Source organism: Kineococcus esterisolvens (genome assembly GCF_050871405.1).
Lineage (GTDB): Bacteria > Actinomycetota > Actinomycetes > Actinomycetales > Kineococcaceae > Kineococcus.
Genome location: NZ_JBJLRI010000008.1, coordinates 25580 through 49047, shown reverse-complemented (window position 1 = coordinate 49047; position 23468 = coordinate 25580). Strand labels below are relative to the sequence as shown.

Annotated in this window: 24 protein-coding genes, 1 pseudogene and 1 riboswitch; of the genes and pseudogenes, 5 read left to right on the top strand and 20 right to left on the bottom strand. The window is 76.5% G+C overall.

Translation table 11 applies throughout. From position 1 onward, the window contains the following. Positions 1-2: 2 nt before the first annotated feature. The 4 genes and pseudogenes from ACRYR8_RS04950 to ACRYR8_RS04935 all read right to left on the bottom strand — a co-directional run bounded on the left by ACRYR8_RS04950 (position 3) and on the right by ACRYR8_RS04935 (position 3227). Positions 3-560 (bottom strand): Gfo/Idh/MocA family protein, encoded by a 558-nt coding sequence (locus tag ACRYR8_RS04950; protein WP_432482967.1) that lies wholly within the window; start codon positions 558-560, stop codon positions 3-5. A 137-nt stretch (positions 561-697) separates the two neighbouring features. Then, positions 698-973 (bottom strand): annotated as a pseudogene (locus tag ACRYR8_RS04945) (Gfo/Idh/MocA family protein); the annotation flags it as partial. Between the two features lie 68 nt (positions 974-1041). After that, a complete protein-coding gene (locus ACRYR8_RS04940; protein WP_432482966.1) occupies positions 1042-2040 on the bottom strand; it encodes a Gfo/Idh/MocA family protein in 999 nt (332 codons plus the stop codon). Next, positions 2037-3227 carry a phytanoyl-CoA dioxygenase family protein gene (locus ACRYR8_RS04935; RefSeq protein ID WP_432482965.1) on the bottom strand — a complete coding sequence of 397 codons (1191 nt, stop codon included), beginning with the start codon at positions 3225-3227 and terminating at the stop codon, positions 2037-2039. The genes ACRYR8_RS04940 and ACRYR8_RS04935 overlap by 4 nt, the downstream gene beginning before the upstream one ends. A gap of 132 nt (positions 3228-3359) precedes the next feature. Here ACRYR8_RS04935 and ACRYR8_RS04930 point away from each other — a divergent pair, with 132 nt between their 5' ends. Next, positions 3360-4388, top strand: a complete 1029-nt coding sequence (locus ACRYR8_RS04930) for a LacI family DNA-binding transcriptional regulator (protein ID WP_432482964.1) — start codon at positions 3360-3362, stop codon at positions 4386-4388. Between the two features lie 21 nt (positions 4389-4409). On the opposite strand, the gene idi is transcribed toward ACRYR8_RS04930, so the two are convergent. The 10 genes from idi to sucC all read right to left on the bottom strand — a co-directional run bounded on the left by idi (position 4410) and on the right by sucC (position 13534). Continuing rightward, complete coding sequence (idi, locus tag ACRYR8_RS04925) at positions 4410-4967, bottom strand: isopentenyl-diphosphate Delta-isomerase (RefSeq protein WP_432482963.1); 558 nt, start codon at positions 4965-4967, stop codon at positions 4410-4412. 64 nt (positions 4968-5031) lie between these two features. Continuing rightward, entirely contained in the window at positions 5032-6171 is a 1140-nt protein-coding gene (gene sfnG / locus ACRYR8_RS04920) for a dimethylsulfone monooxygenase SfnG (protein ID WP_432482962.1), read from the bottom strand. Between the two features lie 11 nt (positions 6172-6182). Beyond that, positions 6183-6281: riboswitch (SAM riboswitch) on the bottom strand. 76 nt (positions 6282-6357) lie between these two features. Beyond that, entirely contained in the window at positions 6358-6672 is a 315-nt protein-coding gene (locus ACRYR8_RS04915; RefSeq protein WP_432482961.1) for an AzlD domain-containing protein, read from the bottom strand. After that, entirely contained in the window at positions 6669-7376 is a 708-nt protein-coding gene (locus ACRYR8_RS04910) for an AzlC family ABC transporter permease (RefSeq protein WP_432482960.1), read from the bottom strand. Before ACRYR8_RS04910 ends, ACRYR8_RS04915 begins: the two co-directional genes overlap by 4 nt. Before the next feature lie 32 nt (positions 7377-7408). Next, entirely contained in the window at positions 7409-7693 is a 285-nt protein-coding gene (locus ACRYR8_RS04905) for a DUF3017 domain-containing protein (protein ID WP_432482959.1), read from the bottom strand. Positions 7694-7735: 42 nt separating this feature from the next. Then, a complete protein-coding gene (gene purH, locus ACRYR8_RS04900) occupies positions 7736-9313 on the bottom strand; it encodes a bifunctional phosphoribosylaminoimidazolecarboxamide formyltransferase/IMP cyclohydrolase (protein WP_432482958.1) in 1578 nt (525 codons plus the stop codon). A gap of 41 nt (positions 9314-9354) precedes the next feature. Next, the gene (gene purN / locus ACRYR8_RS04895) at positions 9355-9930 is read right to left on the bottom strand and encodes a phosphoribosylglycinamide formyltransferase (protein ID WP_432482957.1); all 576 of its coding nucleotides are present in this window, start codon (positions 9928-9930) and stop codon (positions 9355-9357) included. Positions 9931-10004: 74 nt separating this feature from the next. Further along, the gene (locus ACRYR8_RS04890; RefSeq protein ID WP_432482956.1) at positions 10005-11327 is read right to left on the bottom strand and encodes a cell division protein PerM; all 1323 of its coding nucleotides are present in this window, start codon (positions 11325-11327) and stop codon (positions 10005-10007) included. A 122-nt stretch (positions 11328-11449) separates the two neighbouring features. Further along, on the bottom strand, positions 11450-12355 hold the full coding sequence (gene sucD / locus ACRYR8_RS04885) for a succinate--CoA ligase subunit alpha (RefSeq protein ID WP_432482955.1): 906 nt from the start codon (positions 12353-12355) through the stop codon (positions 11450-11452). Between the two features lie 3 nt (positions 12356-12358). Beyond that, positions 12359-13534: an ADP-forming succinate--CoA ligase subunit beta gene (gene sucC, locus ACRYR8_RS04880; RefSeq protein ID WP_432482954.1), complete on the bottom strand. Its 1176-nt coding sequence runs from the start codon at positions 13532-13534 to the stop codon at positions 12359-12361. Positions 13535-13738: 204 nt separating this feature from the next. Between sucC and ACRYR8_RS04875 the strand changes: the two genes are divergently transcribed. Next, complete coding sequence (locus ACRYR8_RS04875) at positions 13739-14359, top strand: L-threonylcarbamoyladenylate synthase (RefSeq protein WP_432482953.1); 621 nt, start codon at positions 13739-13741, stop codon at positions 14357-14359. A gap of 55 nt (positions 14360-14414) precedes the next feature. Here ACRYR8_RS04875 and ACRYR8_RS04870 read toward each other — a convergent pair whose 3' ends face one another. Both ACRYR8_RS04870 and ACRYR8_RS04865 read right to left on the bottom strand, forming a co-directional pair. Further along, complete coding sequence (locus ACRYR8_RS04870) at positions 14415-14567, bottom strand: MFS transporter small subunit (protein ID WP_432482952.1); 153 nt, start codon at positions 14565-14567, stop codon at positions 14415-14417. Beyond that, positions 14564-15982 (bottom strand): OFA family MFS transporter, encoded by a 1419-nt coding sequence (locus ACRYR8_RS04865; RefSeq protein WP_432482951.1) that lies wholly within the window; start codon positions 15980-15982, stop codon positions 14564-14566. The genes ACRYR8_RS04870 and ACRYR8_RS04865 overlap by 4 nt, the downstream gene beginning before the upstream one ends. Before the next feature lie 238 nt (positions 15983-16220). On the opposite strand from ACRYR8_RS04865, the gene ACRYR8_RS04860 reads away from it, so the two are divergent. Next, on the top strand, positions 16221-17063 hold the full coding sequence (locus ACRYR8_RS04860) for an SDR family oxidoreductase (protein WP_432482950.1): 843 nt from the start codon (positions 16221-16223) through the stop codon (positions 17061-17063). Positions 17064-17077: 14 nt separating this feature from the next. Beyond that, positions 17078-18076, top strand: a complete 999-nt coding sequence (locus ACRYR8_RS04855) for a class I mannose-6-phosphate isomerase (protein ID WP_432482949.1) — start codon at positions 17078-17080, stop codon at positions 18074-18076. Positions 18077-18091: 15 nt separating this feature from the next. On the opposite strand, the gene ACRYR8_RS04850 is transcribed toward ACRYR8_RS04855, so the two are convergent. Continuing rightward, a complete protein-coding gene (locus ACRYR8_RS04850; RefSeq protein WP_432482948.1) occupies positions 18092-18799 on the bottom strand; it encodes a response regulator in 708 nt (235 codons plus the stop codon). Then, positions 18787-20031 carry a sensor histidine kinase gene (locus ACRYR8_RS04845; protein ID WP_432482947.1) on the bottom strand — a complete coding sequence of 415 codons (1245 nt, stop codon included), beginning with the start codon at positions 20029-20031 and terminating at the stop codon, positions 18787-18789. The genes ACRYR8_RS04850 and ACRYR8_RS04845 overlap by 13 nt, the downstream gene beginning before the upstream one ends. A 140-nt stretch (positions 20032-20171) precedes the next feature. Between ACRYR8_RS04845 and ACRYR8_RS04840 the strand changes: the two genes are divergently transcribed. Further along, positions 20172-21083, top strand: coding sequence for a CPBP family intramembrane glutamic endopeptidase (locus tag ACRYR8_RS04840; protein WP_432482946.1), 912 nt, complete (start codon positions 20172-20174; stop codon positions 21081-21083). A gap of 12 nt (positions 21084-21095) precedes the next feature. Here the strand turns inward: ACRYR8_RS04840 and ACRYR8_RS04835 are convergent, their stop codons facing one another. Both ACRYR8_RS04835 and ACRYR8_RS04830 read right to left on the bottom strand, forming a co-directional pair. Beyond that, entirely contained in the window at positions 21096-23030 is a 1935-nt protein-coding gene (locus ACRYR8_RS04835; protein WP_432482945.1) for a diguanylate cyclase domain-containing protein, read from the bottom strand. 139 nt (positions 23031-23169) lie between these two features. Beyond that, positions 23170-23448: a hypothetical protein gene (locus ACRYR8_RS04830; RefSeq protein ID WP_432482944.1), complete on the bottom strand. Its 279-nt coding sequence runs from the start codon at positions 23446-23448 to the stop codon at positions 23170-23172. Positions 23449-23468: the final 20 nt, after the last annotated feature.

Genomic DNA, 23468 nt, shown 5'->3' with positions numbered 1-23468 from the left:
ACTCACCCCGTCCCGGCCGCGGCGTGGGAGACCCCGAGCCGGGCACCGGCCTCGTCCAGCGCACGCGCCCCCGCCACGACGTCGGCGGCGGGCCGCAGCGGTGTCGTGGTGCGCCCGGCGCCGATGCAGGCGGCGACCTCGGTGGCCTGGTGGTGCAGTCCGCCGTGGTCGTGGGGCTCGGGGTCCTGCCAGCTGTCCACCACGGTCCCGTCCGCGGCCCGCAGCTCGACGTCGCCGGGGGTGGAGAACCGTCCCGGCAGCACGAGCGTGGCCCGCGTGCCGGCGATCACGGCCGTGCAGGGCGTGACGCTGAACAGGGTGGTGTGCAGGACCGACTGGCGCCCGCCCGCGTGCGCGAGCAGCACCGACGCCTGGCCGTTGACGCCGGTGGGGGCGTCCTCGCCGGAGGCGTGCACCGCGGTGGCCGGGCCGAGCACCCAGGTGGCCAGGGCGGTGAGGTAGCTGCCGAGGTCGAGCAGGGTGCCGCCGGCCAGGCGCGGGCCGAGGATGCGGTGGCCGGGGCCGAAGTGCTCGCCGTGGTCGGCGAGGACGGTGCGCACGTCCCCCAGCAGCCCCCTCCCAGGACCTGCCGAACGACGTCGAACCTCGGCAGGTGGAGCGTCCACACCGCCTCGGCGCAGAACACGCCGCGGGCGGCGGCCGCCCCGGACACCTCCGCCGCCCGGGCGGCGTCCAGGCCGAGGGGCTTCTCCACGAGGACGTGCTTGCCGGCCTCCACCGCCAGCAGCGCCAGGTCGCGGTGGGTGTGGTGCGGGGTGGCGACGTACGCGACGTCCACGGAGGGGTCCTCCAGCAGGGCCCGGTAGGAGCCGTGCGCCCGCTCGACGCCGGCGGCCGCGGCGAACCGCCGCGCCGACTCCCCGCCGCGCGAGCCCACCGCCACGACGCGCTGGTCGCTGGAGGCGGCGAGGGCGGCGGTGAACCGCCGCGCGGTCCACCCGGTGCCCAGCACGCCCCAGCGCAGCGCCGGCACGGCCTCCTCCCGCCGGCGCGGCGCGGGCAGGCGCAGGTCCGCGGCGCTCACCGGGCCACCTCCCCGGGGCGGCCCGAGCGCATGGAGGCGATCGCTGCGGCGGCGACCCGCTGGGCGGCCACCCCGTCGGCGGCCCCCGCCAGGGCCGGGTCCACCGGCCCGCCGCGGGCCGCGTCGACCCACGCCTGCAGCTGCAGGCGGTACGCGTCGGCGAACCTGGGCCGCCAGTCGGCGTCGTGCGCGCGCTGGTGGCGCAGGTCGCGGTCCACCTCCAGCCGGGCCGGCACCGGCAGGGTGGCGGCGCCCCCGGTGCCGACGACCTCGCAGCGCACGTCGTAGCCGTAGCGGGCGGCGAGGAACACCTCGACGGTGGTCAGGGCGCCGTCGGCGGTGCGCAGCAGCAGCACCTGCGGGTCCACGAGCACCGGCTCCCCCGCCGTCGCGGCGGCGGGCGCGTGCCAGGACACCTCCACGACCTCGCTGCCCAGCAGCCACGGCACGACGTCGAGGTCGTGGATCGCCGATCCGGTCACGGAGGACTCCGACGTGGCGCCGGGACCGGGGGCCACGCCGCGGCTGACGTGGTGCACCAGCACGACCCGGCCCAGCTCCCCGGCGCGCAGCGCCCGTGCCAGGGCGGCGTAACCGGGGTCGAAGCGGCGCATGAACCCGACCGCGAACAGCGGCGCACCCGGTGCGGCCGCCGCGGCGGCCACCTCCAGGGCGCCGTCCAGCGTGGGGGCGAGGGGTTTCTCGCACAGCACGGGTTTCCCCGCGGCCAGCGCGGCGGCGGTCAGTTCCGGGTGGGTGGCGTCGGGGGAGGCGACGACGACGGCGTCCACGTCGCCGGCGGTGACGAGTCCGCGCGGGTCGGAGAGCATGCGCGCTCCCCCGGCGCCGGCGGCCGCGGCGGCGGCGCGCGCGGTGTCGGGGTCGGCGACGGCCGTGACCGCGGCGCCGCTGACGAAGCGGTGCAGCGTGCGGGCGTGGTCGGCGCCCATGACCCCGGCACCGGCCACGCCCACCCGCAGGGGGTCCTGCGTCACGCGCGCACCTCACGGCGGCGGGCGGCGTGCTCGCGCAGGCGCGCGACGGCGTCGTCGGTGCCGGCGTCCTCGCGCAGGCAGTCCCACAGCACCTCCGCCTGCGAGGGCGGGTTGATGCGCCCGACCGGCTGGTCGAGGTCCAGGTCGGTGGGGAACGGGTACCCCTCGGCGGAGGCGGCGATCACGTTGTGCAGCAACGCGTCCGGAACTCCCGCGGCACGGCGGGCACGCAGCTGCGGGTACAGCGCCTCGCACACGGCGAGGCGGTCCACGACCTCCAGGGAGCGGCCGAACGCGGAGGAGACCTGCAGCAGGTTCGCCATGCGCTTGACGTCCGCGGAGACGTTGGATCCGGCGCAGTGGAACAGGGCCGGGTTGAAGAACACCGCGTCGCCCTTGTGCAACGGCAGCTGCACGTGGTTCTCGTCGAAGTACGCGCGGAACTCCGGCAGCACCACCGCGAGGTAACCGGGCTCGTACTTCTGCGAGTGCGGCAGGTACATCGTCGGCCCGGACTCCACGGGCATGTCCACGTGCGCCACCGCGCCCTGCAGCGTCATCACCGGCGAGAGGCGGTGCACGTGGGCGGGGAACCGCTCGGCGGTCTGAAGAGGCATGAACCCCAGGTGGTAGTCGCGGTGCGGGGTCTGTGCGGTTCCGCCGGGGTTGACGACGTTGAGGTCGGAGATGACCTGGTACTGCGGCCCCAGCCACGCCACCGAGACGAGGTCCACGACGTCGGTGGCGAAGTAGTCGCAGAACACCTCCGGGTCCCGGCGGGCGAGCTTCTCCAGCGCACCCCACACGCGGTCGTTCGCACCGGGCTTGGCGAAGTGGTCCCCGCCGGTGACGCCGGAGGCGTGCTGGTCGTCGACCATCCGCTGGTACGCGGCGGTGGCGCGGTCGACCACGGACTCCTCGAACGCCCCCGCGAACACCGCGATGCCGGCGCCGTCGGCGAGGACGCGGGCGATCTCGTCCTGCGCCTGGCGGCGGGCGGCCTCGCCGCCGCCGGCGAGGTGGGCGCGCAGCCGCTCGCCGTAGACGGGCACGCCGCGCTCGACGCGGTCGGCCAGGGGCACCTCGGCCGGGTCGGTGCCGGCCTCGACGAGGCGGCGGAAGTCGTCCAGGTCGCAGTCCTCGCGGGTCAGCCAGGTGGAGGGGCGGCGGGTGGTGGGTGCGGTCACGGGGAACCTCCTCGGCTCGGCGGCCGGTGCGGCCGGTGGCCTCTCGCCGGTGAGGGCCACGCCTGCGACGCTACGGCGCGCGCCGGTGCCGCGGGCCTTGCCGGTCCGTCATTTTCCCACCATCCTCGCGCCGTGCCCCGCACCTTCCGCGTCCGCGACATCGCCTGGCAGGCGGGGGTGTCGGAGACCACCGTGGACCGCGTCCTCAACGGCCGCCCGGGGGTGCGCGCCACCACCGTCGACGAGGTGCACCGGGCGATCGCGGACCTGGAGCGGCAGCGCACGCAGGTGCGGCTGACGGGCCGCACGTTCGTCGTGGACGTCGTCGTGGACGCCCCGGAGCGTTTCACCTCCGCGGTGCGAGCGGCGCTGGAGCGCACGCTGCCGGTGCTGCGCCCGGCGGTGCTGCGGTGCCGTTTCGACTTCTCCGACGAGGCACCCGGGGACGAGGTCGCCGAGAGGCTCCTGCGCGCCGCTCGGCGCGGCTCGCACGGCGTGGTGCTCAAGGCCCCCGACCACCCCCGGGTGCGCGGGGCGGTCGACCGGCTGCGTGAGCGCGGCGTGCCGGTCGTCACGCTCGTCACCGACCTGCCGGGCAGCGCACGCGTCGCCTACGTCGGCATCGACAACCGGGCGGCGGGCGCCACCGCGGCGTACCTGGTGGGCCGGTGGGGCGGCCCCGCCGCGGGGACGGTGCTGGTGGCGCGGGGCCGCTCCACGTTCGAGGGGGAGGACGCGCGGTTCGAGGGGTTCCGGCGCACGCTGCGCGAGCACTTCCCGGGCATCGCCGTGCGGGAGGCCGCCGGCGGCCCGCCGCTGGCGGAGGTGGTGCGCGCGGCGCTGCGCGCGGACGCCGCGGTGGACGCCGTCTACTCGATGTACGCCTCGGGGAGCTCCGCGGGCGTGCGACGCGCCTTCGCGGAGGCCGGGCGCACGTGCCGGCTCTTCGTGGGCCACGACCTGCACCCCGAGCACGAGCAGCTCCTGCGCACCGGGGAGCTGGACGTGGTGCTGCACCACGACCTGCCCGGGGACCTGCGCCGGGCGTGCCACGCGCTGCTGCAGGCGCGGGGGGAGCTGCCCGGCGCCCCGCACTCGTGGCCGTCCTCGGTGCAGGTCGTCACGCCGTTCAACCCGCCCCTGCCGCTGCCGGTGGCGTGACGACCACCCCCGGCCGGGCCCTCAGCGCGCGGCGGCCGGCAGCTCGGCCAGCTGCAGCAGCATCCACGGGCTGAACGGGGACGCGTCCTGCTCCACCTCGGCGCGCAGGTCGTCCAGGTGCACCCAGCGCCAGTCCCCCACCTCGGCGGGGTCGGGCGCCAGGTCCGCGGCCAGGGACGCGGTGAACACCGGGCACACCTCGTTCTCCACCGTGCCGTCGGCCATCTCGGCGCGGTAGCGGAACCGCGGCAGGACCGGCGCGACCGCGGTGACCAGGGTGCCCAGCTCGTCGGCGGCGCGGCGGTGCACCGCTGCGACGGGTTCCTCACCGGGACCGGGGTGACCGCAGAAGGAGTTCGTCCACACCCCGGGCCAGGTGCGCTTGACCTCGGCGCGGCGGGTCAGCAGCGTCCGGCCGGAGTCGTCCAGGACCCAGCAGGAGAACGCCAGGTGCAGCGGCGTGGCGCTGTGGTGGACCTGCGCCTTGGGGGCGGTGCCGCAGGGCACGCCGTCCTCGGTGAGCAGGACGACGAGCTCGGTGCTCGCCGCGGTCGCGGGTGCGCAGCTGGGAGCGGTCACCGGGGCACCGTACGCGTCCGGCGGGCGCGGCGCCCGGCAACGTGCCGGGCGCCGCGGTGCAGGCTCAGACCGGCGACGGCGTGCGGGTGCGGGCGGCGGCGACGGCCTCGTCGAGCTCCGCCCCCAGGGAGAGGTCCTCGCCGTCCGCGAGGCGCTGCTCCAGCTCGCGCACCCGGGGCACGACGAGCTCCCCGAACGCCTCCAGCTCCTCCTTGACGTGCAGGAACCCCAGCAGCACCAGGTCCACGCCCACCAGGGAGTACGCCAGGACCCGGCGCGCCACCTCGTCCGGGGTGCCGACCAGGCCGGTGCGGAAGCCGTCGTTGTACTGCACCAGGTCGCGGAACCCGCTGTCCGCCCACATGCCCTTGCGGTCCTTCGTGGCGTTCCCCGCCTCCTGCACCGCGGCGCCGAAGCCCTCGACCTTGGCCCTGTCGGCCTTGTCGATGATCTCCTCCAGCACCGCCACGGCCTGCTCGCGGGTGTCGCGCACCACGGCGAAACCGTTGAGCCCGAAGCGGATCGAGCGTCCGCTGGCGGCGGCCAGCGCGCCGACCTCGCGGACCTGCTCGGCGGCACCGGCGATCGGCTTGCCGTTCATGAAGTACCAGTCGCTGACGCGGCCGGCCATCGCCTGGGCGGCGGTGGAGTTGCCGCCCTGGAAGATCTCCGGCTGCGTCCTCGGCCGCGGGCGGAAGGTGATGTCCCGGGCGGTGAAGAAGTCGCCGCTCTGCGAGTAGCCGTCCTGCGACCACACCCCGCGCAGCAGGCTGATGAACTCCTCGGACTGGCGGTAGCGCTCGTCGTGCTCGTGCCAGGTGACGCCGAGCTGGGTGGCCTCGTCCTTGAACCAGCCGGACACGACGTTCAGGGCGAGGCGGTCACCGGTGAGGTCCTGCGCAGTGGCGGCGAACTTCGCCAGCACGCCGGGGTGCCAGAAGAACGGGTGGACCGCCGCGATCACCTTGAGCCTCTCGGTGGCCAGCAGCAGCGCCAGGGAGAACGAGGTGGACTCGTGCTGGGCGTCGGCGCCGTAGGAGGCGAGGTAGCGCACCTGGGTCAGGGCGTACTCGAAGCCGGCTCGCTCGGCGGCACGGGCGACCTCGACGTTGTAGGCGGGGTCGTGGCTCGTGCGCTGCTCGATCGTGGAGACGACGAGACCGCCGGAGACGTTGGGGACCCAGTAGGCGAACTTCACGGGCATGCTGTTCCGCTCCTCCATCGGTCCTGGCGGTAGCACCTGCGGGACCGGCGTCGGTCCCCGGGTTGCTGCGGCGTCGTCGAGCCAGGTCTCTCGGCCGCTCTGGATGGTCCACAGGAGCGTAACCCGCCGCGCGGGCCCCGCGCCACGCAACCACCCGGGCAGCGCACCGGCGGGCCGGGCGGGCCCTCACCCCCAGCCGGTCAGGGCCCGCACCCCCGCCGCCGAGGCGGCCGCCAGGACGATGACGAGCAGGAACGGCGCCCGCAGCGCCAGGGCGAGGGCGGCGACCGCCAGGCCCGCGGCGCGCGCGTCGAGGACGAGGCGGTCGCCGTCGCCGGCGGTCTGGACCACGACGAGCGCCGCGAGCAGCGCGGCGGGCAGCAGCGCGGCGCCGCGGCGCACCCGCGGGTGCTCCAGCCAGGCGGCGGGGACGAGGTGCCCGGCGAGCTTGAGGGCGTAGGCGACGGCGGAGGCGGCCAGGACCGCGAGCCACGTGCTCACGCGGCCTCCCCCCGCCCGGCCGCGCCGCGCGGGCGGCGCAGGCCCGCGAGCAGGGCCACGGCGGCGGCGGCCACCACGGGGATCCCCACCGGCACGACCGGCACGAGGACGAGCGCGACCAGCCCGGCGGCCAGCGCCACCGCGGCCGCCTCGCCCCGGCGCAGCCGCGGCCACAGCAGGGCCAGGAACGCGGCCGCCGCGGCCGCGTCGAGGCCGTAGCGGCGCGGGTCGCCCAGCGCGTCGCCGAGCAGCGCCCCCACCAGCGTGGTGAGGTTCCAGCCGACGAACACGGTCGCGCCCGTCACCCAGAAGCCGGTGCGCCGTGCGGCCACGGTGGGCTGGGCGACGCCCACCGCCGTCGACTCGTCGATCGTCCAGTGCGCCGCCAGCAGGCGGCGCGCACCGCGCACGTCCAGGAACCCGGCGACCTGCAGCCCGTACAGCGCGTTGCGCACCCCCAGCAGGGAGGAGGCCGCGACGGCGGCCGGCACGCTGCCGCCGCCGCCGAGGACGCCGACGAGGGCGAACTGCGAGCCGCCGCTGAACAGCAGCAGCGAGGTCGCGCACGCCTGCAGCACGCTCAGGCCGTTGGCGACGGCCAGGGCGCCCAGGCTGACGCCGTACAGAGCGGTCGCCACCCCCACCGAGAGCGCCTGCCGGCGGGCGGTGCGGACGGGGTCGGGTGCTGGTCGCTGCGGTGCCACGTCCGGTAGCTGTACCAGGTCGCGCACGGCGCTCAGGACGGCGGCAGCGACCAGGTGAGCGCCAGGCACGTCGCGGCGAGCACGAGCAGCACGGTGGTGTCCACCGCCCGCGAGCGCACCGCGAGCGCCCCGGCGACCCGCACCGGCAGCACCAGCCGCAGGACGGCGGCGACGGCGAGGTCGGCCCCCAGGACGAGGCCGCCGGCGACGGGGCCGGCCACCACCGTCAGCGCCAGCGCCAGCGCCACCCCGACCACGAGGGCACCCAGGACCGCGCCGCCCGGTGGGGGCACGCGCTGCGGGGTCCCGGTCGGCACGGGGTGAACGCTACCGACCGGGACGTCCCGCACCGCCGGGCCTCAGTGCGCGAAGTGGCGCGAGCCGGTGAAGTACATCGTCACGCCCGCGGCGCGCGCGGCCGCGACGACCTCCTCGTCGCGGATGGAACCGCCGGGCTGCACGATCGCGCGCACACCGGCGTCCAGGAGGATCTGCGCGCCGTCGGCGAAGGGGAAGAACGCGTCGGAGGCGGCCACGGCCCCGCGGGCGCGCTCGGCGCCGGCGCGCTCGACGGCCAGCCGGCAGGAGTCCACCCGGTTGACCTGGCCCATGCCGACGCCGACGGAGGCGCCGTCCTTCGCGAGCAGGATCGCGTTGGAGCGCACCGCGCGCACCGCGCGCCAGGCGAACTCCAGGTCCGCCAGGGTGGCCTCGTCGGCGGCCTCGCCGGCGGCGAGGGTCCAGTTCGCCGGGGAGTCGCCCTCGGCGTCGACGCGGTCGAGGTCCTGCACGAGCACCCCGCCGGAGACCGGCCGCCACTCGCGCCCGCTGCGCGCGTACCCCTCGGGCAGCTGCAGCAGGCGGACGTTCTTCTTGCGCTGCAGGGTCTCCAGTGCCCCGGGCTCGAAGCCGGGCGCGACGACGACCTCGGTGAACACGTCGGCGACCTGCGCGGCCATCGCCGCGGTGACGACGCGGTTGGCGGCGATGACGCCGCCGTAGGCGGACACCGGGTCGCAGGCGTGCGCCTTGGCGTGGGCGTCGGCGACGTCGGTGCCGGTGGCGATGCCGCACGGGTTGGCGTGCTTGATGACGGCCACGGCCGGTGCGCTGAAGTCGTGCGCGGCGCGCAGGGCGGCGTCGGCGTCGACGTAGTTGTTGTACGACATGGCCTTGCCGTGCAGCTGCACCGCCTGCGCGATGCCGGGGGCGGCGGCGGGGTCGGCGTAGACGGCGGCGCGCTGGTGCGGGTTCTCCCCGTAGCGCAGCACGGAGGTGCGCTCGAGCGCGACGCCGTCCACGGCGGGCCAGCCCTCGTCGCCCTCGCCGAGGGTCTGCTGCGCGAACCAGCCGGCGACGGCGGTGTCGTAGGAGGCGGTGTGCGCGAACGCCTCCGCGGCCAGGCGGCGGCGCTGGGCCTGCGTGAACCCGCCGGCCGCCAGGGCGTCGAGGACCTCGCCGTAGCGGGCGGGGTCGGTGACGACGGCGACGCTGGGGTGGTTCTTGGCCGCCGCGCGCACCATGGAGGGGCCGCCGATGTCGATCTGCTCGACCACGTCGTCGAACCCGGCGCCGGAGGCGACGGTCTCCCGGAACGGGTAGAGGTTCACCACGACGAGGTCGAAGGGCTCCACGCCCAGCTCGTCGAGCTGTCGCACGTGCTCGGGCAGGCGGCGGTCGGCGAGGATGCCGGCGTGCACCCGCGGGTGCAGCGTCTTGACCCGCCCGTCCAGGCACTCGGGGAACCCCGTCAGCTCCTCCACGGGCGTGACGGGCACGCCGGCGGCGGCGATGCGCGAGGCGGTGGAGCCGGTGGAGACCACGGCCACGCCCGCGGCGTGCAGGCCGGCGGCGAGCTCCTCCAGGCCCGTCTTGTCGTAGACGCTGACCAGTGCGCGCTTGACGCTGCGCCGCTCGGCGGTGGGGTTCTCGGCCATCGGCTCGTGGGGTCCTCTCGGGTGGGCGGTGGCGGGTCGGGTCAGCGGGTGGGCGGTTCGCCGCGGGCCAGGCGGGCCACGACGTCGACGAGCAGGCGGCGCTCGGCGTCCTTGATGCGCTCGTGCAGGCTCGCCTCGTCGTCGTCGTCGAGGACGCGCACGGCCGCCTGGTCGAGGATCGGGCCGGTGTCCACGCCGGCGTCCACGAGGTGCACGGTGCAGCCGGTGACCCTCACGCCGTGCGCGAGGGCGTCGCGCACGCCGTGCGCGCCGGGGAAGGACGGCAGCAGCGCGGGGTGGGTGTTCACCAGCCGGCCGCCGAAGGCGTCCAGCAGCGGGGAACCGACGATGCGCATGAACCCGGCGAGGACCACCAGGTCGGGTTCGTGGGCGGCGACGGCCCGGGCCAGCGCCTCGTCCCAGGCGGCCCGGTCGGGGTGCTCACCGGGCGGGACGGTGAAGGTCGCCGCGCCCGCGGCGCGCGCGCGCTCCAGGGCGGCGGCGGCGGGCTTGTCCGAGCCCACGGCCACGACGGTGAAGGCGTCGTCGCGGGCGTCCAGGAGCGCCTGGAGGGTGGACCCGGAACCGGAGGCGAGGACGACCACGCGTGCAGGCACGTGCGCAGACGATAGCCGTCGCCGCGGTGCGCCCCGGTCCTCCTCCCCCACCGGCGCTCCCGCGGTGGTGCGGGTCAGCTGCCGGCGCCGGGGGGCTCGGCCCCGCCGGCGCCGCCACCGGGCCCCGCGGTCCCGCGGCCGGGCCGGCGGGAGCGGCCGAGCAGGCCGCCGGCGGGGGCGTCCAGGCCGGCGGGCAGGTCCGCCGGGACCCGGGTGCCGCGGCGGGCGACCCACGTGCGCAGCAGCAGGAGCGCGAGGACGCCGCCGGCGGCGACCTCCCCCGCCACGGCCAGCCCCGTCAGCAGCGGGTCCGGGCCGAGCTCGCTCATGCGCCCGGAGCCCAGCGGCCCGGAGACGACCGCGGCGAGCAGCGCCACCGCGGCACCGGCCAGGACCCCGGTCAGGCCGGCGACGGCCAGGCGGTGGCGCAGCCCGGTGGGCTCGCCCGCGCGGGGCCGGCGCAGCGCCGCGGCACCGGCCCCGACCAGCACCGGCAGCACCACGACGAGCCACGTCGCGGTGGGCGTGGGCCCCTGCGGCGGCAGCGCACCGAGCACCGGGACGGCGGGCAGCGTGGCCAGCACGGTGCCGCCCGGGGCGACGGAGGTCGCGGTGCCGACGGCGAAGCCGGGCCCGGCGAGCCAGGCCACCGCCCAGACCGCCAGGCTGGGCAGCAGCAGGGACTGGGCCAGCGCCAGCAGGGTGCCGCCCAGCCACCCCGGGTCCAGGGAGCGGTGCAGCAGGAACACGTCGTCGCGGCCGTGCACCAGCGCCACCGCGACCGTGAGCGCCCCCAGCGCCAGCAGGGCCGCCACGCACGCCGCCGCGGGCCGCAGCGCGGCGGCGACGACGGCCGGGACCCGCTCGGGCAGGGCCGGGCGGTGCGACCGGGCGCCCAGGGCGAAGCCGGCGGCGCCGACCGCCAGGCCGCCGAGCAGGGCGTGCAGCGGCCCGGCGGCCGCGACGCCGCTGCGGGTCACCAGCGCCACCAGCAGGGCCAGCACGCCGTAGCCGCCGGCGAACACCGCGGTCCCGGGCCAGAACGGCACGCCGCGCTCGGCGGCGGCCTGGTCGCGCACCCAGGTCCGCACCGCCCGCACCGCCGAGGCCAGGGCGAGCAGCGTCACGCCCAGCGGGGCGACGGCCAGGGTGCCGCCGATCACGGCCACCGGGGCCCCGTGGCCGAGCAGCCACGCGTCGGCGCCGACGCGGCCCACCGCGGCGAGCGAGGAGGTCGAGCGCACCGCGCCGAGCCAGGCCACCAGGGTCAGCACGGCGATCGGGACGAGCAGGGTCAGCACGGCCCGCACCGAGGCCGTCAGCAGCGGCAGCAGGTCGGCGGGGGTGGTCCTGGGGGGCTGGGGGGCACCGGCGGGGCGGTCGACGAGCGTGGACATCACCCCCATGCTCCCCCGCCGGGGGCCGTGCGGCGGACGACGCGCCCGGGCGGGGACGACGCGGCCCCCGCCGACACCGGTCGGCGGGGGCCGCGATCAGGCGCCGCGGGGCGGCGCGGTCGTCACCGGGACAGGGACTGGAAGATCTCCCGCGCGAGCTTCGCGGTCTCGCTCGGCGTCTTGCCGACCTTGACCCCGGCGGCCTCGAGGGCCTCCTGCTTGGCCTGGGCGGTGCCCGCCGAGCCGGACACGATGGCGCCGGCGTGGCCCATCGTCTTGCCCTCGGGGGCGGTGAACCCGGCGACGTAGCCGACGACGGGCTTGGTGACGTTGGCCTCGATGAACTTCGCCGCGCGCTCCTCGGCGTCGCCGCCGATCTCGCCGATCATCACGATGACGTCGGTCTCCGGGTCGTCCTGGAACGCCTGGAGCGCGTCGATGTGCGTGGTGCCGATGACCGGGTCGCCGCCGATGCCCACGGCCGAGGAGAAGCCGATGTCGCGCAGCTCGTACATCATCTGGTACGTCAGCGTGCCGGACTTGGACACCAGGCCGATGCGGCCGGGCGGGGTGATGTCGGCGGGGATGATGCCGACGTTGGACTTGCCGGGGCTGATGAGGCCGGGGCAGTTCGGGCCGATGAGGCGCGTCTTGCCGCCGGCGGCGGCCAGCGCGTAGAACTCGGCGCTGTCGTGCACCGGCACGCCCTCGGTGATGACGACCACGAGGGGGGTCTCGGCCTCGATGGCCTCCACCGCGGCCGCCTTGGTGAACTTCGCCGGGACGAAGATCACGCTGACGTCGGCGCCGGTGGCCTCGCGGGCCTCGGCCACCGTGCCGAAGACGGGCACCTGCACGGGCGAGCCGTCCGCGCCGGTGAAGTCGACGCTCTGGCCGGCCTTGCCGGGGTTGACGCCGCCGACGACGTTCGTGCCGGAGGTGAGCATCCGCTGGGTGTGCTTGCGCCCCTCGGAGCCGGTCATCCCCTGCACGAGGACCTTGCTGTCGGAGTTCAGGAAGATCGCCACGGATCAGGCCTTTCCGGTGCTCGCGAGTTCGGCGGCCTTGGCGGCCGCGCCGTCCATGGTGTCGACGACGGTCACCAGCGGGTGGTCCGCCTCGGCGAGGATGCGCCGGCCCTCCTCGACGTTGTTGCCGTCCAGGCGCACGACGAGCGGCTTGGTGGCCTCGTCGCCGAGGATGCCGAGCGCGGAGACGATGCCCTTGGCGACCTCGTCGCAGGCGGTGATGCCGCCGAAGACGTTGACGAACACGCTCTTGACCTGCGCGTCGCCCAGGATGACGTCCAGGCCGTTGGCCATGACCTGGGCGGACGCGCCACCGCCGATGTCGAGGAAGTTGGCGGGCTTGACCCCGCCGAACTCCTCACCGGCGTAGGCCACGACGTCCAGGGTGCTCATGACGAGCCCGGCGCCGTTGCCGATGATGCCGACCTCGCCGTCGAGCTTGACGTAGTTGAGGTTCATCTCCTTCGCCTTGGCCTCCAGCGGGTCGGCCGCGGCGGCGTCGACGAGCTCGGCGTGGGCGGGGTGGCGGAAGTCGGCGTTCTCGTCGAGCGTGACCTTCCCGTCCAGGGCGATGATCTGCCCGTCCTCGGTGCGCACCAGCGGGTTGACCTCGACGAGGGTGGCGTCCTCGGCGGCGAACACGCCCCACAGCTTCTGCACGACGTCGGCGACGGCCCCGCGCAGCTCGGGCGCGAAGCCGGCCCGCTCCACGATCTCGGCGGCCTTGGCGGCGTCGATGCCGGTGCGGGCGTCCACGGGCACGCGGGCCAGCGCCTCGGGGCGCTCCACGGCCAGCTGCTCGATCTCCACGCCGCCCTCGACGCTGGCCATGGCCAGGTAGGTGCGGTTGGAGCGGTCCAGGAGCACCGAGAAGTAGAACTCCTCGGCGATCTTCGCGCCCTGGGCGATCATCACCTGGTGCACGGTGTGGCCCTTGATGTCCATGCCGAGGATCTCGCGGGCGCGCTCGGCGGCCTCGGCCGGGGAGTGGGCCAGCTTGACGCCGCCGGCCTTGCCGCGCCCACCGGTCTTCACCTGCGCCTTGACGACCACGGTGCCGCCGCCCATGCTCTCGGCCGCGGCCTGCGCCTCCTCCGGCGTCGTCGCGACCTTGCCGTCCAGGACGGGTACGCCGTGCGCCGCGAACAGGTCGCGCGCCTGGTACTCGAAGAGGTCCACCAGTCTTCCTCGTCTTCGTCGTCGGAAGTTGTCGTGTCGCTGCCGACGACGGCCCCGCACGGGGCCCGCGTCGGCCGGCACCGGGCGTTCAGCACCCTAGTGCTCCCCCGCCGCGCGGTCCCGCCCGCCCGCGATGACGCGGGTCACACCACGCGCGGGGGCGGTGCCCGGGCCCGGCGCGGGCGCCCGTCCTACAGTCGCCGCATGGCCCGCTTCGTCGAGGTGCACCCGCAGGACCCGCAGCCGCGGGCGCTGACGCAGCTGGTGGCGATGCTGCGCGACGACGCGCTCATCGCCTACCCGACGGACTCCTGCTACGCGCTGGGCTGCCGGCTGGACAGCCGCACCGGCGCGGACCGCATCCGCCGCATCCGCCACCTGGACGAGCGGCACCACTTCACCCTGGTGTGCGCGGACTTCGCCCAGCTGGGCCAGTTCGTGCACCTGGACAACCCCGCGTTCCGGGCGGTGAAGGCGGCGACCCCGAACCCGTACACGTTCATCCTGCCGGCGACGAAGGAGGTGCCGCGCCGCTTCGCGCACCCGCGCAAGAAGACGGTGGGCGTGCGCATCCCCGACCACCCGTTCGTGCAGGCGCTGCTGCGCGAGCTGGGTGAGCCGCTGCTGTCCAGCACCCTGCTGCTGCCCGGCCAGGAGGACCCGCCGACCGACGCCTGGTCCCTCAAGGAGGAGCTGGACCACGTCGTGGACGCCGTCGTGGACGCCGGGGAGGTCGGCACGACCCCCACCACCGTCGTGGACCTGTCGGAGGGACCCGCGGAGGTCGTGCGCGAGGGCGCCGGCGACCCCGACCGCTTCCGCTGAGCGCACCGCCCACCCGGGGCCGGGGGCTCCGCAGCACCCCGGCCCCGGGTGGGCGTCAGCCGCCGAACAGGCGCGAGGCGCGCACCAGGGTCTCCACGACCCCGTAGGCCAGGGGCACCCCCACGAGCGCCCAGGCCAGCGCCACGCGCGCGGCCGACCCCTCGCCGGAGCCCCCGCCGCTGCCCGCGCCGCCCGTGCTCGCGCTCACGAGGCGCTCCTCTCCTGCTCGTCCCGGCCGGGCCGGGCGGCGGGGCTCCCCGCGGCCGGTTCGTGGAAGCGCTCGGACACCGGGCGCACCAGCAGGTTCGCGACGAACCCGACGGCCAGCAGCCCCACCATGGTCAGCAGCGCCGGCCGGTAGGCGGCCGCCGTGAGGCTGCCGGGGTCGCCCTGGGCGTCGAGGAACCCGTTGACGATGAGCGGGCCCACCACCCCGGCGGTGGACCACGCGGTGAGCAGCCGCCCGTGGATGGCGCCGACCTGGAACGTGCCGAACAGGTCGCGCAGGTACGCCGGGACGGTGGCGAAGCCGCCGCCGTAGAACGACAGGATGACCGCGGCCAGCAGGACGAACAGCGCGGTGCTGGTCTGCCCGAACAGGGCCAGCAGCAGGTAGGCGACGAGGCCGACCCCCAGGTAGACCATGTAGATCGGCTTGCGCCCGATGACGTCGGAGGTGGACGACCACACGAAGCGGCCGGCCATGTTCGCCATGGACAGCAGGCCGACGAAGCCGCCGGCGGCGGCCACGGCCACGGTGGAGGTGCCGCCGTCACCGCGGAAGAAGTCCTGGATCATCGGCGAGGCCTGCTCCAGGATGCCGATGCCGGCGGTGACGTTGCAGAAGAGCACCACCCACAGCAGCCAGAACTGCGGGGTGCGGATCGCGTTGCGCGCCGAGACGCTGGCGGTCGTCACCAGCGACCTGGAGCGCACCGTCGCCGGGTCGAAGCCGTCCGGGCGCCAGCCGTCGGGGGGCACGCGCACGGTGGCCGCCCCGAAGGACATGAACAGCGCGTACGCGGCGGCGAAGGTGAGGAACAGCATCGCCACCGCGCTGCCGCTGGGCAGGCTCCCCGCGACCGAGGAGTCGTAGTCGGCGTCGTACAGGCCCAGCAACCGCGTCGACAGGGGGCTGGCCACCAGGGCGCCGCCGCCGAAGCCCATGATGGCCATCCCGGTCGCCAGGCCGGGCCGGTCGGGGAACCACTTGATGAGGGTGGACACCGGCGAGATGTAGCCGATGCCCAGGCCGATGCCGCCGATCACGCCGTAGCCCAGGTACAGCAGCCACAGCTGGGACGTGGCGATGCCCAGGGCGCCGACGAGGAAGCCGCTGACCCAGAACAGCGCCGAGGTCGCCATGGCCCTGCGCGGGCCGTTGCGGTCCACCCAGGTGCCGGCCACGGCGGCCGACAGCCCGAGCATGACGATCGCGATGGAGAACACCAGGCCGATCTCGGTGTTGCCCACGCCGAAGTGCTCGACGAGGGCGTTCTTGTAGACGCTGGTCGCGTAGACCTGCCCGATGCACAGGTGCACCGCCAGCGCGGCGGGCGGCACGAGCCAGCGGTTGAAGCCGGGCGGCGCGATGCTGCGCTGCCGGTCGAGGAGGGACACCACGGGCTGCTCCTTCGCAGTGGTCCTGCACGGGCGGCGGTCCTCCACGTGCACTGGCCGCTCACGCTAGGTCCGGTGGCGCGAGGGCGCCATCGACGCGCCGGGCGGCGGAGGTGGGAGCCGGGGACCGGTCGTGCGGTTGGTCAGGCGCGCAGCGGGGTACGCGTCGGGGTGGAGCGGCGTGGACCCCGGCGTCGCGGCAGGTGGCACGAGCTCGCAGCAACGAGGAGGGACCCCCAGGATGTCGCAGCAGCCCGAGCAGTCGCAGGAAGTCCCCGGCACCACCGGTGCGATGGACCCGAAGCCCGACCACGGCGAGGAGAGCTACCGCGGGAACGGCCGCCTGGAGGGCAAGAAGGCCGTGATCACCGGCGGCGACTCCGGCATCGGCCGCGCCGTCGCGATCGCCTACGCCCGCGAGGGCGCCGACGTGCTCATCAGCTACCTGGACGAGGACGAGGACGCCCGCGAGACCGCGAAGTGGGTGGAGCAGGCCGGCCGCAAGGCCGTGCTGGTGCCCGGCGACCTCTCCGAGGCCGCGCACTGCCGGGCGGTCGTCGCCAAGGCGGTGGAGGAGTTCGGCCGGATCGACGTGCTCGTCAGCAACGCCGCGTTCCAGATGAACCGCCCCTCGATCGAGGAGATCCCCGACGAGGAGTGGGACCGCACCATCCACACGAACCTCAGCGCCTTCTTCCACCTGACGAAGGCGGCGCTGCCGCACATGCAGCCCGGCGCGTCGATCATCGGCTCCAGCTCGGTGAACTCCGACACCCCCAGCCCGACGCTGATGGCCTACGCGGCGACGAAGGCCGGCATCGCCAACATGACCGCGTCGATGGCGCAACTGCTCGCCGAGCGCGGCATCCGCGCGAACTCGGTGGCCCCCGGGCCGGTGTGGACGCCGCTCATCCCGGCCACCATGCCGGAGGAGAAGGTGGCGCAGTTCGGCCAGCAGGTCCCGATGGGCCGTCCGGGCCAGCCGGCGGAACTGGCACCGGTGTACGTGATGCTGGCCTCCGACGAAGCCAGCTACGTCTCCGGTGCCCGCATTGCGGTCACCGGCGGCAAGCCGATCCTCTGAGGCAGGCGCGAACCGTGGAGTGGTACCCGCTGCGGCTGAGCACGTCCGTGAAGCAGCACGTGTTCGGCGGTCGCGCGATCGCCGACGTGCTGGGGCGCAGCGGGTTGCCCGACGGCCGCGTCGCCGAGACGTGGGAGGTCAGCGACGTCGACGGCGAGGTGGGCGTCGTCGCCGACGGCCCGCTGGCCGGGACGCCGCTGCGGGACCTGGTGCGCGAGCACCCGGCCGACCTCGTGGGGCCGGGGTGGTCCGGCACCCGGTTCCCGATCCTGACGAAGTTCATCGACGGGGCGGGGGCGCTGCCCGTGCACGTCCACGCCGACGACGCCGACGCCCGCGAGTTCGAGGGGCAGGAGAACGGCAAGACGGAGGCGTGGCACGTGCTGGCCGCCGGGCCCGGCGCCACCGCCCTGGCGGGGGTCCGCCCGGACGTGGGCGCCGAGCGGCTGCGCGAGGCCCTGCTGGCGCAGGAGTTCGACGCCGTGCTGCAACGGATCCCCGTCGCCGCCGGCGACACCGTGTACGTCCCCGGCGGCATGATCCACTCCTTCGGCCCGGACACGCTGATCTACGAGATCGAGCAGACCTCCGACACCCAGCAGCACGCCATGCCGTTCGCGATGGAGGACGGCTCCCCCGTGCCGGAGGAGCAACGGCGCGAGAACGTCGAGGCGCTGCTGCGCGAGACGCACCTGGACGCCCGGCCCACCGTCACGGACGCGACCGTGCCCGCCGACGACGACGGCGTGCGCCGGGCGGTGTGCTGCGAGGGCCCGTACTTCGTGCTGCACCGCTGGCGCTGCGGGCACCCGGTGCGGGTGCGCCGGGAGTTCACCACCGCGCAGGTGCTGACGAACGTCGGGCCGGCGCCGGTCGCCGTGCGCGCCGGGGCCTTCAGCGGGGAACTGGACCGGGCGAGCACGTTCCTGCTGCCGGCTGCGCTCGGCGCCGTCGAGGTGGAGACCGCCGCGCACGGCGAGCTGGACGTGATGTGGGGGCACCTGCCCGGCTGATGCCCGGCGGACGGGTCACACCAGCCCGGCGTCGTGCACGACGACCGCGACCTGCACCCGGTTGTCCACCCCCAGCCGCGCCATGACCCGCGACACGTACGCCTTCACCGTGGCGGTCCGCATCGACAGCCGTGCACCGATCTCGGAGTTCGGCAGCCCCTGCCCGACGGCGACGGCGACGGCGAGCTCCTTCTCGCCCAGCGGCTCCAGCAGCCGGCGGGCGCGCTCGCGCCGCTCACCGCCCGCCCCCGGCGCGGGGGCGGGCGCCGTGGCGCGCCCGATGAGCCGCCGCACCACGTCCGGGGAGAGCACCGGCTCGCCGGCCGCCGCGCGCCGCACCGCGGCGACGACGTCGGCGGGCGGGGTGTCCTTGAGCAGGAAGCCGTCGGCGCCGGCGCGCAGCGCGGTGAGGACCGCCTCGTCGTCGCCGAACGTGGTGAGCACGACGACGCGGGGCCCGGGGTCGGCGCTCCCGCGGGACGCGGTGAGCTCGCGGGTGGCGCTGACGCCGTCGCGTCGGGGCATCCGCACGTCCAGGAGCACCACGTCGGGGCGGGTGACGGCGGCCAGGGAGAGCGCCTCCTCCCCGTCGGCGGCCTCCCCCGCGACGGTGACGTCGTCGAGGCCGCCGAGGACCATCCGCAGCGCCGCGCGCACCAGCGGGTCGTCGTCGACGAGCAGCACCCGCACGGGCCCGCCCGGTGCGGTGCTCACGCCGGCCACGGCAACCGCGCCCGCAGCCGGTAACCACCGCCGGTGCGACCGTGCTCCAGCTCCCCGCCCGCCAGGGCGACCCGCTCGGCCAGCCCCACCAGCCCCAGCCCGGCACCGGGCACGGCCGCACCGGGGGACGGCGCCAGCGCCGCGGCGGCACCGTCGTCGACCACGCTGACCTCCAGGCCGGTCCCGGGCGCGCCGTCCACGAGGACCCGCACCGGGCGGCCGGCGGCGTGCTTGCGGGCGTTGGTCATCCCCTCCTGCACGACGCGGTAGGCGGTGCGGCCGGCGAGCGCCGGCGGGCGGGCGCCGTCGGGTACGCCGAGGTGCAGGTCGACGTCGGCGCCGGCGGCGCGGGCCTCCTCGACGAGGGCGGGCACGTCGTCCAGCGTGGGCTGGGGCCGCCCGGACACCTCCTCGCCGCCGGGCGCGGCGGCGTCGGCGCGCAGCACGCCGAGGATGTCGCGCAGGTCCTCCAGGGCCTCGTGGGTGCCGGCGCGGATCACCCCGGCGGCGCGGGCGACGTCCTCGGCGGGGGCGCCGGGCCGGAACTCCAGCGCGCCGGCGTGCATGCTCACCAGGGACAGGCGGTGGGCCAGGACGTCGTGCATCTCGCGGGCGATGCGGGCCCGCTCGGTGGCTCGGGCCCGCTGCACGCGCAGCTCCTGCTCGGCGCGCGCGGTCTCGGCCTGCTCGCGCAGCGACGCCACCAGCTGGTGGCGGGTGCGCACGTACATGCCCCACCCGGCGACCGGGACGACGAGGGCCAGCAGGAACAGCACCAGCAACCACTGCGGGAACTCCGGGTCCGGCCACAGCAGGCCGTAGACGACACCGACCAGCACCGTCGCGGCACCGAGCGCGGCGACCGCCGGCCAGCGCCGGCGCACCGCGACGCCGAACAGCGCCACCAGGCAGGGGACGGCCGCGAAACCGGACACCACCGAGACGGCCACGAGGACGCCCGCGACGAGCACCGGCGCGCGCCGGCGCGCGTACAGGGCGAGCGTGGCGGGCAGCCCGAGCAGGACGTCAGCCACCAGCGCCGCGTCGCCGCGCACGCGCGGGCCGCTGGCGGGGTCCAGCTCCAGCCCGAGGAAGACCAGGCCGCAGAGCGCGCACACCACGACGAGGACGGTGTCCGCCGCCCAGCGCACCACGCGCCGTCCCCAGCCCCGCGGGGTCCCGGGAACCCCGGGGACCTCGAACGCCACCGCTCCACCGACCGCACCGCTCACGCGCCCAGGCTAGGAGGGGCCGGGTGCCGCGCGGGACCGCCGCACGTCGCCCCCCGGGGGGCCCGCGTCGACTTCGGTCGACGCCGCGACGCGCCGTGCGGCCGACGCGCTGCGCGCCCGGCCGCGCGCAGCCTCGCCCCGTGATCGAGGCACCTCCCGCTCCCCCCACCCCCTACACCGCCGCGCTGCGCGGGCCCCGGCACCGCTGGTGGCGCCCCCTGGTGGGCGCGACCGTCGTGACCGGGGGCCTGCTGGTGCTCGTGCTGCTCACCGGTGTCGGCTACGGGGTCGCCGGGCTCGTCGCGGACCTGGACGGCGCCGCGGCCGACGAGGCGCTGTTCGGCACCTGGTGGGGCCTGCTGCTGTCGAACCTGGCGCTGGCGGCGGGGATCCCGCTGGCGCTGCTGGCGGTGCGCGCCGGGCACGGGCGCGCGGCCGGGACGGTGTCGTCGGTGGCGGGCCGCTGGCGGTGGCGGTGGGCGGTGCGCGTGCTGCCGCCGGTGCTGGCCGTCGCGGTGGTCGCGGCGCTGGCGATGGCGGTGGCGGAGGCCCTGGCGGGCCGCCCGCCGTTCGGCGAGGGCCGCGCCCCCGGCGCGCGGGAGGCGGTCGCGCTGCTGGTGGTGGTGCTGCTGACCACGCCGCTGCAGGCGGCCGGCGAGGAGTACTTCTTCCGCGGCTGGCTGAGCCAGGCCCTGGGCTCGTGGTGCGCGCGGCCGGTGGTGGGCGCGGTGCTCGCCGCGGCGGTCTCGGCGGTGCTGTTCGGCGCCGCGCACGGCCCCCAGGACCCGTGGCTGTTCACCGACCGGCTGGTGTTCGCGCTGGTGGCGTCGTGGCTGGTGCACCGCACCGGCGGCCTGGAGGCGGCCGTGGTGCTGCACGCCGTGAACAACGTGGTGGTGGCGGTCCCGGTGGTGCTCACCGGGGCGCTGTCGCAGGCGCTCACCGGGACCGGTGCGCCGCCGGTGCTGGTCGTCCTCGACGTCGCCGGGGTGCTCGCGGCGGCCGCCGCGGTGGACGCGCGGGCACGCCGCCGGGAGCGTGCGCGGCGCTGAGCGCCGGCCCGCTCAGGGCAGCGCGCCGGCCAGGACGAGGCGGTCGCGGCCGGTGTCCTTCGCCCGGTACAGGGCGCCGTCCGCCGTGCGCAGCAGGTCCTCGGGACCGGCGCCGGCGGCCGTCGCGCTCGTGGCCACCCCCACGCTGACGGACACGGTGGCGCCCGGACCGCAGCCGGGGTGCGGCAGGGCCGCCGCCCGCACGCGCCGCAGCACGCGGGCGGCGACGCGCTCGGCGGCCGCGGAGTCGGCGGCGGGCAGGACGACGGCGAACTCCTCCCCGCCGAAGCGCGCCACCACGTCGTCGCTGCGGCGCACCGCGTCCGCGATGCAGGCGGCCACGGCGCGCAGGCACGCGTCGCCGGCGAGGTGCCCGGCGGTGTCGTTGTACGCCTTGAAGCGGTCCACGTCGCACAGCAGGACGCTCAGCGGCTGCCCGGTGCGCTCGTGCTCGCGCCACGCGCGCCGCAGGGCGTCGTCGAAGGCTGGGCGGTTGCGCACACCGGTGAGCCCGTCGACGAGCAGCGCCTCGGACAGCCGGGCGTTGGCCCGGGTCAGCTCCTCCTGGGCGAGGCGCCGGCTGTGCACCTCCGCCTGCAGCTGCGCGGTGCGCTCGGCGACCAGGCGCTCCAGCTCCGCCGCGTGCGCGCGGGCCCGGCGGGCGCGCTGCAGGGCCTGCAGGGCGGCGGTGAGGTCCTGGTGCAGCGCCTCGGCCGTGTAGCGGTCCAGGCGGTCCTGCTCGTGCAGCAGCAGACCGCGCTCGTGACCGCCGGGCGCCAGGACCTGCACGACGAGGGTGCCGTGGGCGAGCTCCCCGCGCCGCGCGCCCGGCAGCAGCTCCTCCACGGGGTACGAACCGGTGGGGGCACCGGCGGGCGGGGTGCCCGTGCTGTAGACGAGGCGCGCCCGGCCGTCCCGCACGGTCGCCAGGTGCGCGCGGCGCACGGCGACGCGGGGCAGGTACGCGGTCAGCTCCCGCGCGAGGTCGTCCTCACTCACCACGGAGGACAGGCCGTGCTTCAGGCCCAGCAGGTGGTGCGTGACCAGGAGCCCGGAGCGCACGTCCCGCAGCAGCTCCACGGGTACGACGGCACCCGTGCCGGGCGGCCCGGCCGTCGAGGCGCGCACCACCAGCTCGCACCCCGTGCGCACCCGGGCCGGCACGCCCCCGCCGCGCAGCAGGTCCAGCACCAGCCGCGCGGCCAGCTCGCCCTGCTCCGCCAGGTGCGGGTCCACGCTGGTCAGCGGGACCTCGGCGGTGGCCGCGGCGCTGGTGTCGTCGAAGCCGGCGACCACGACGTCCTCCGGCACGCGCCGCCCGCCCGCGGCCAGCGCGTCCAGGACGCCCAGGGCCATCTCGTCGTTCGCGGCGAAGACGGCGTCGACGGCGTCGACGGCGCCCAGCGAGCCCAGGGCCTGCACGGTGCGGCGGTAGGCCGTCTCGCGGTGGAAGTCGGCGCGCACGACCGGCGCCGGGGGCAGTCCGGCCCGGTCGACGGCCGCGGCGAAGGCGGCCTCCCGCTCGAGGGAGTCGGCGGAGTCCGAGGGACCGGCCACCAGCAGCGGGTGGCGCCGGCCGCCGGCGAGCAGGTGGTCCACGGCCAGCGCCGTGCCGGCGGCGTTGTCGCAGCTGACGTCGGGCACGCCGGGCACGTCGCCGCCGAGCGTGACGACGGGCAGCCCGCCGGCCTGCGCGACCAGCCCGGCGACGGCGGAGGTCCCGGTGGCGGGGTCCGCCACGGTGCTGACCACGAGCGCGTCGATGCTCCCCGCGCGGCGCAGCCGCTCCACCCAGGAGCGCGCCTGCGCGGCCGGGCGGGGGTGCACGAGGACCAGCAGCGAGGCCCCGGCCGGGGCGAGGACGGACTCCATGCCCCGGACCACCGGCAGGGCGTAGTCCTCCACCCGGTCGACGACGAGCGCCACCCGCGCACCGCGCGTCCCCACCTCGCCCACCTCCCGGCCCGGCCCCCGTCCCTCGGCGGGCACGGGCTCCGGCCCCCGCCGGGTTGCAGCATCGGCACCACCGGGCCCGCACCTGAGGCGCACGGGGGCGGCGTCACCCGCCCTCCCCTCGCCGGGGGCGTCAGCGCCCGGCGTGCTCGGCCTCGAAACCCCGTTCGGTGCGCCGCACGTGCCAGACCCGCACGTCCTTGCCGCCGGGGCCGCCGGCCTTCTCGTGCACGCGCACCGCCCCGTCCAGGAGGCGGCCGACGCCGACGACCTCGTGCACGTGCGGGCCGTGGGAGACGCGGAAGGTCGTCTCCCCGGTGAAGTCCTCCAGCTCCCGCGGGACCCGGCCCGCGACCTCGTCGACGACGTGGACCCGTCCCGAGACGACCGGTCCAGCACGCAGCTCGCTCATGGTTGAACTCCTGCCGTAGG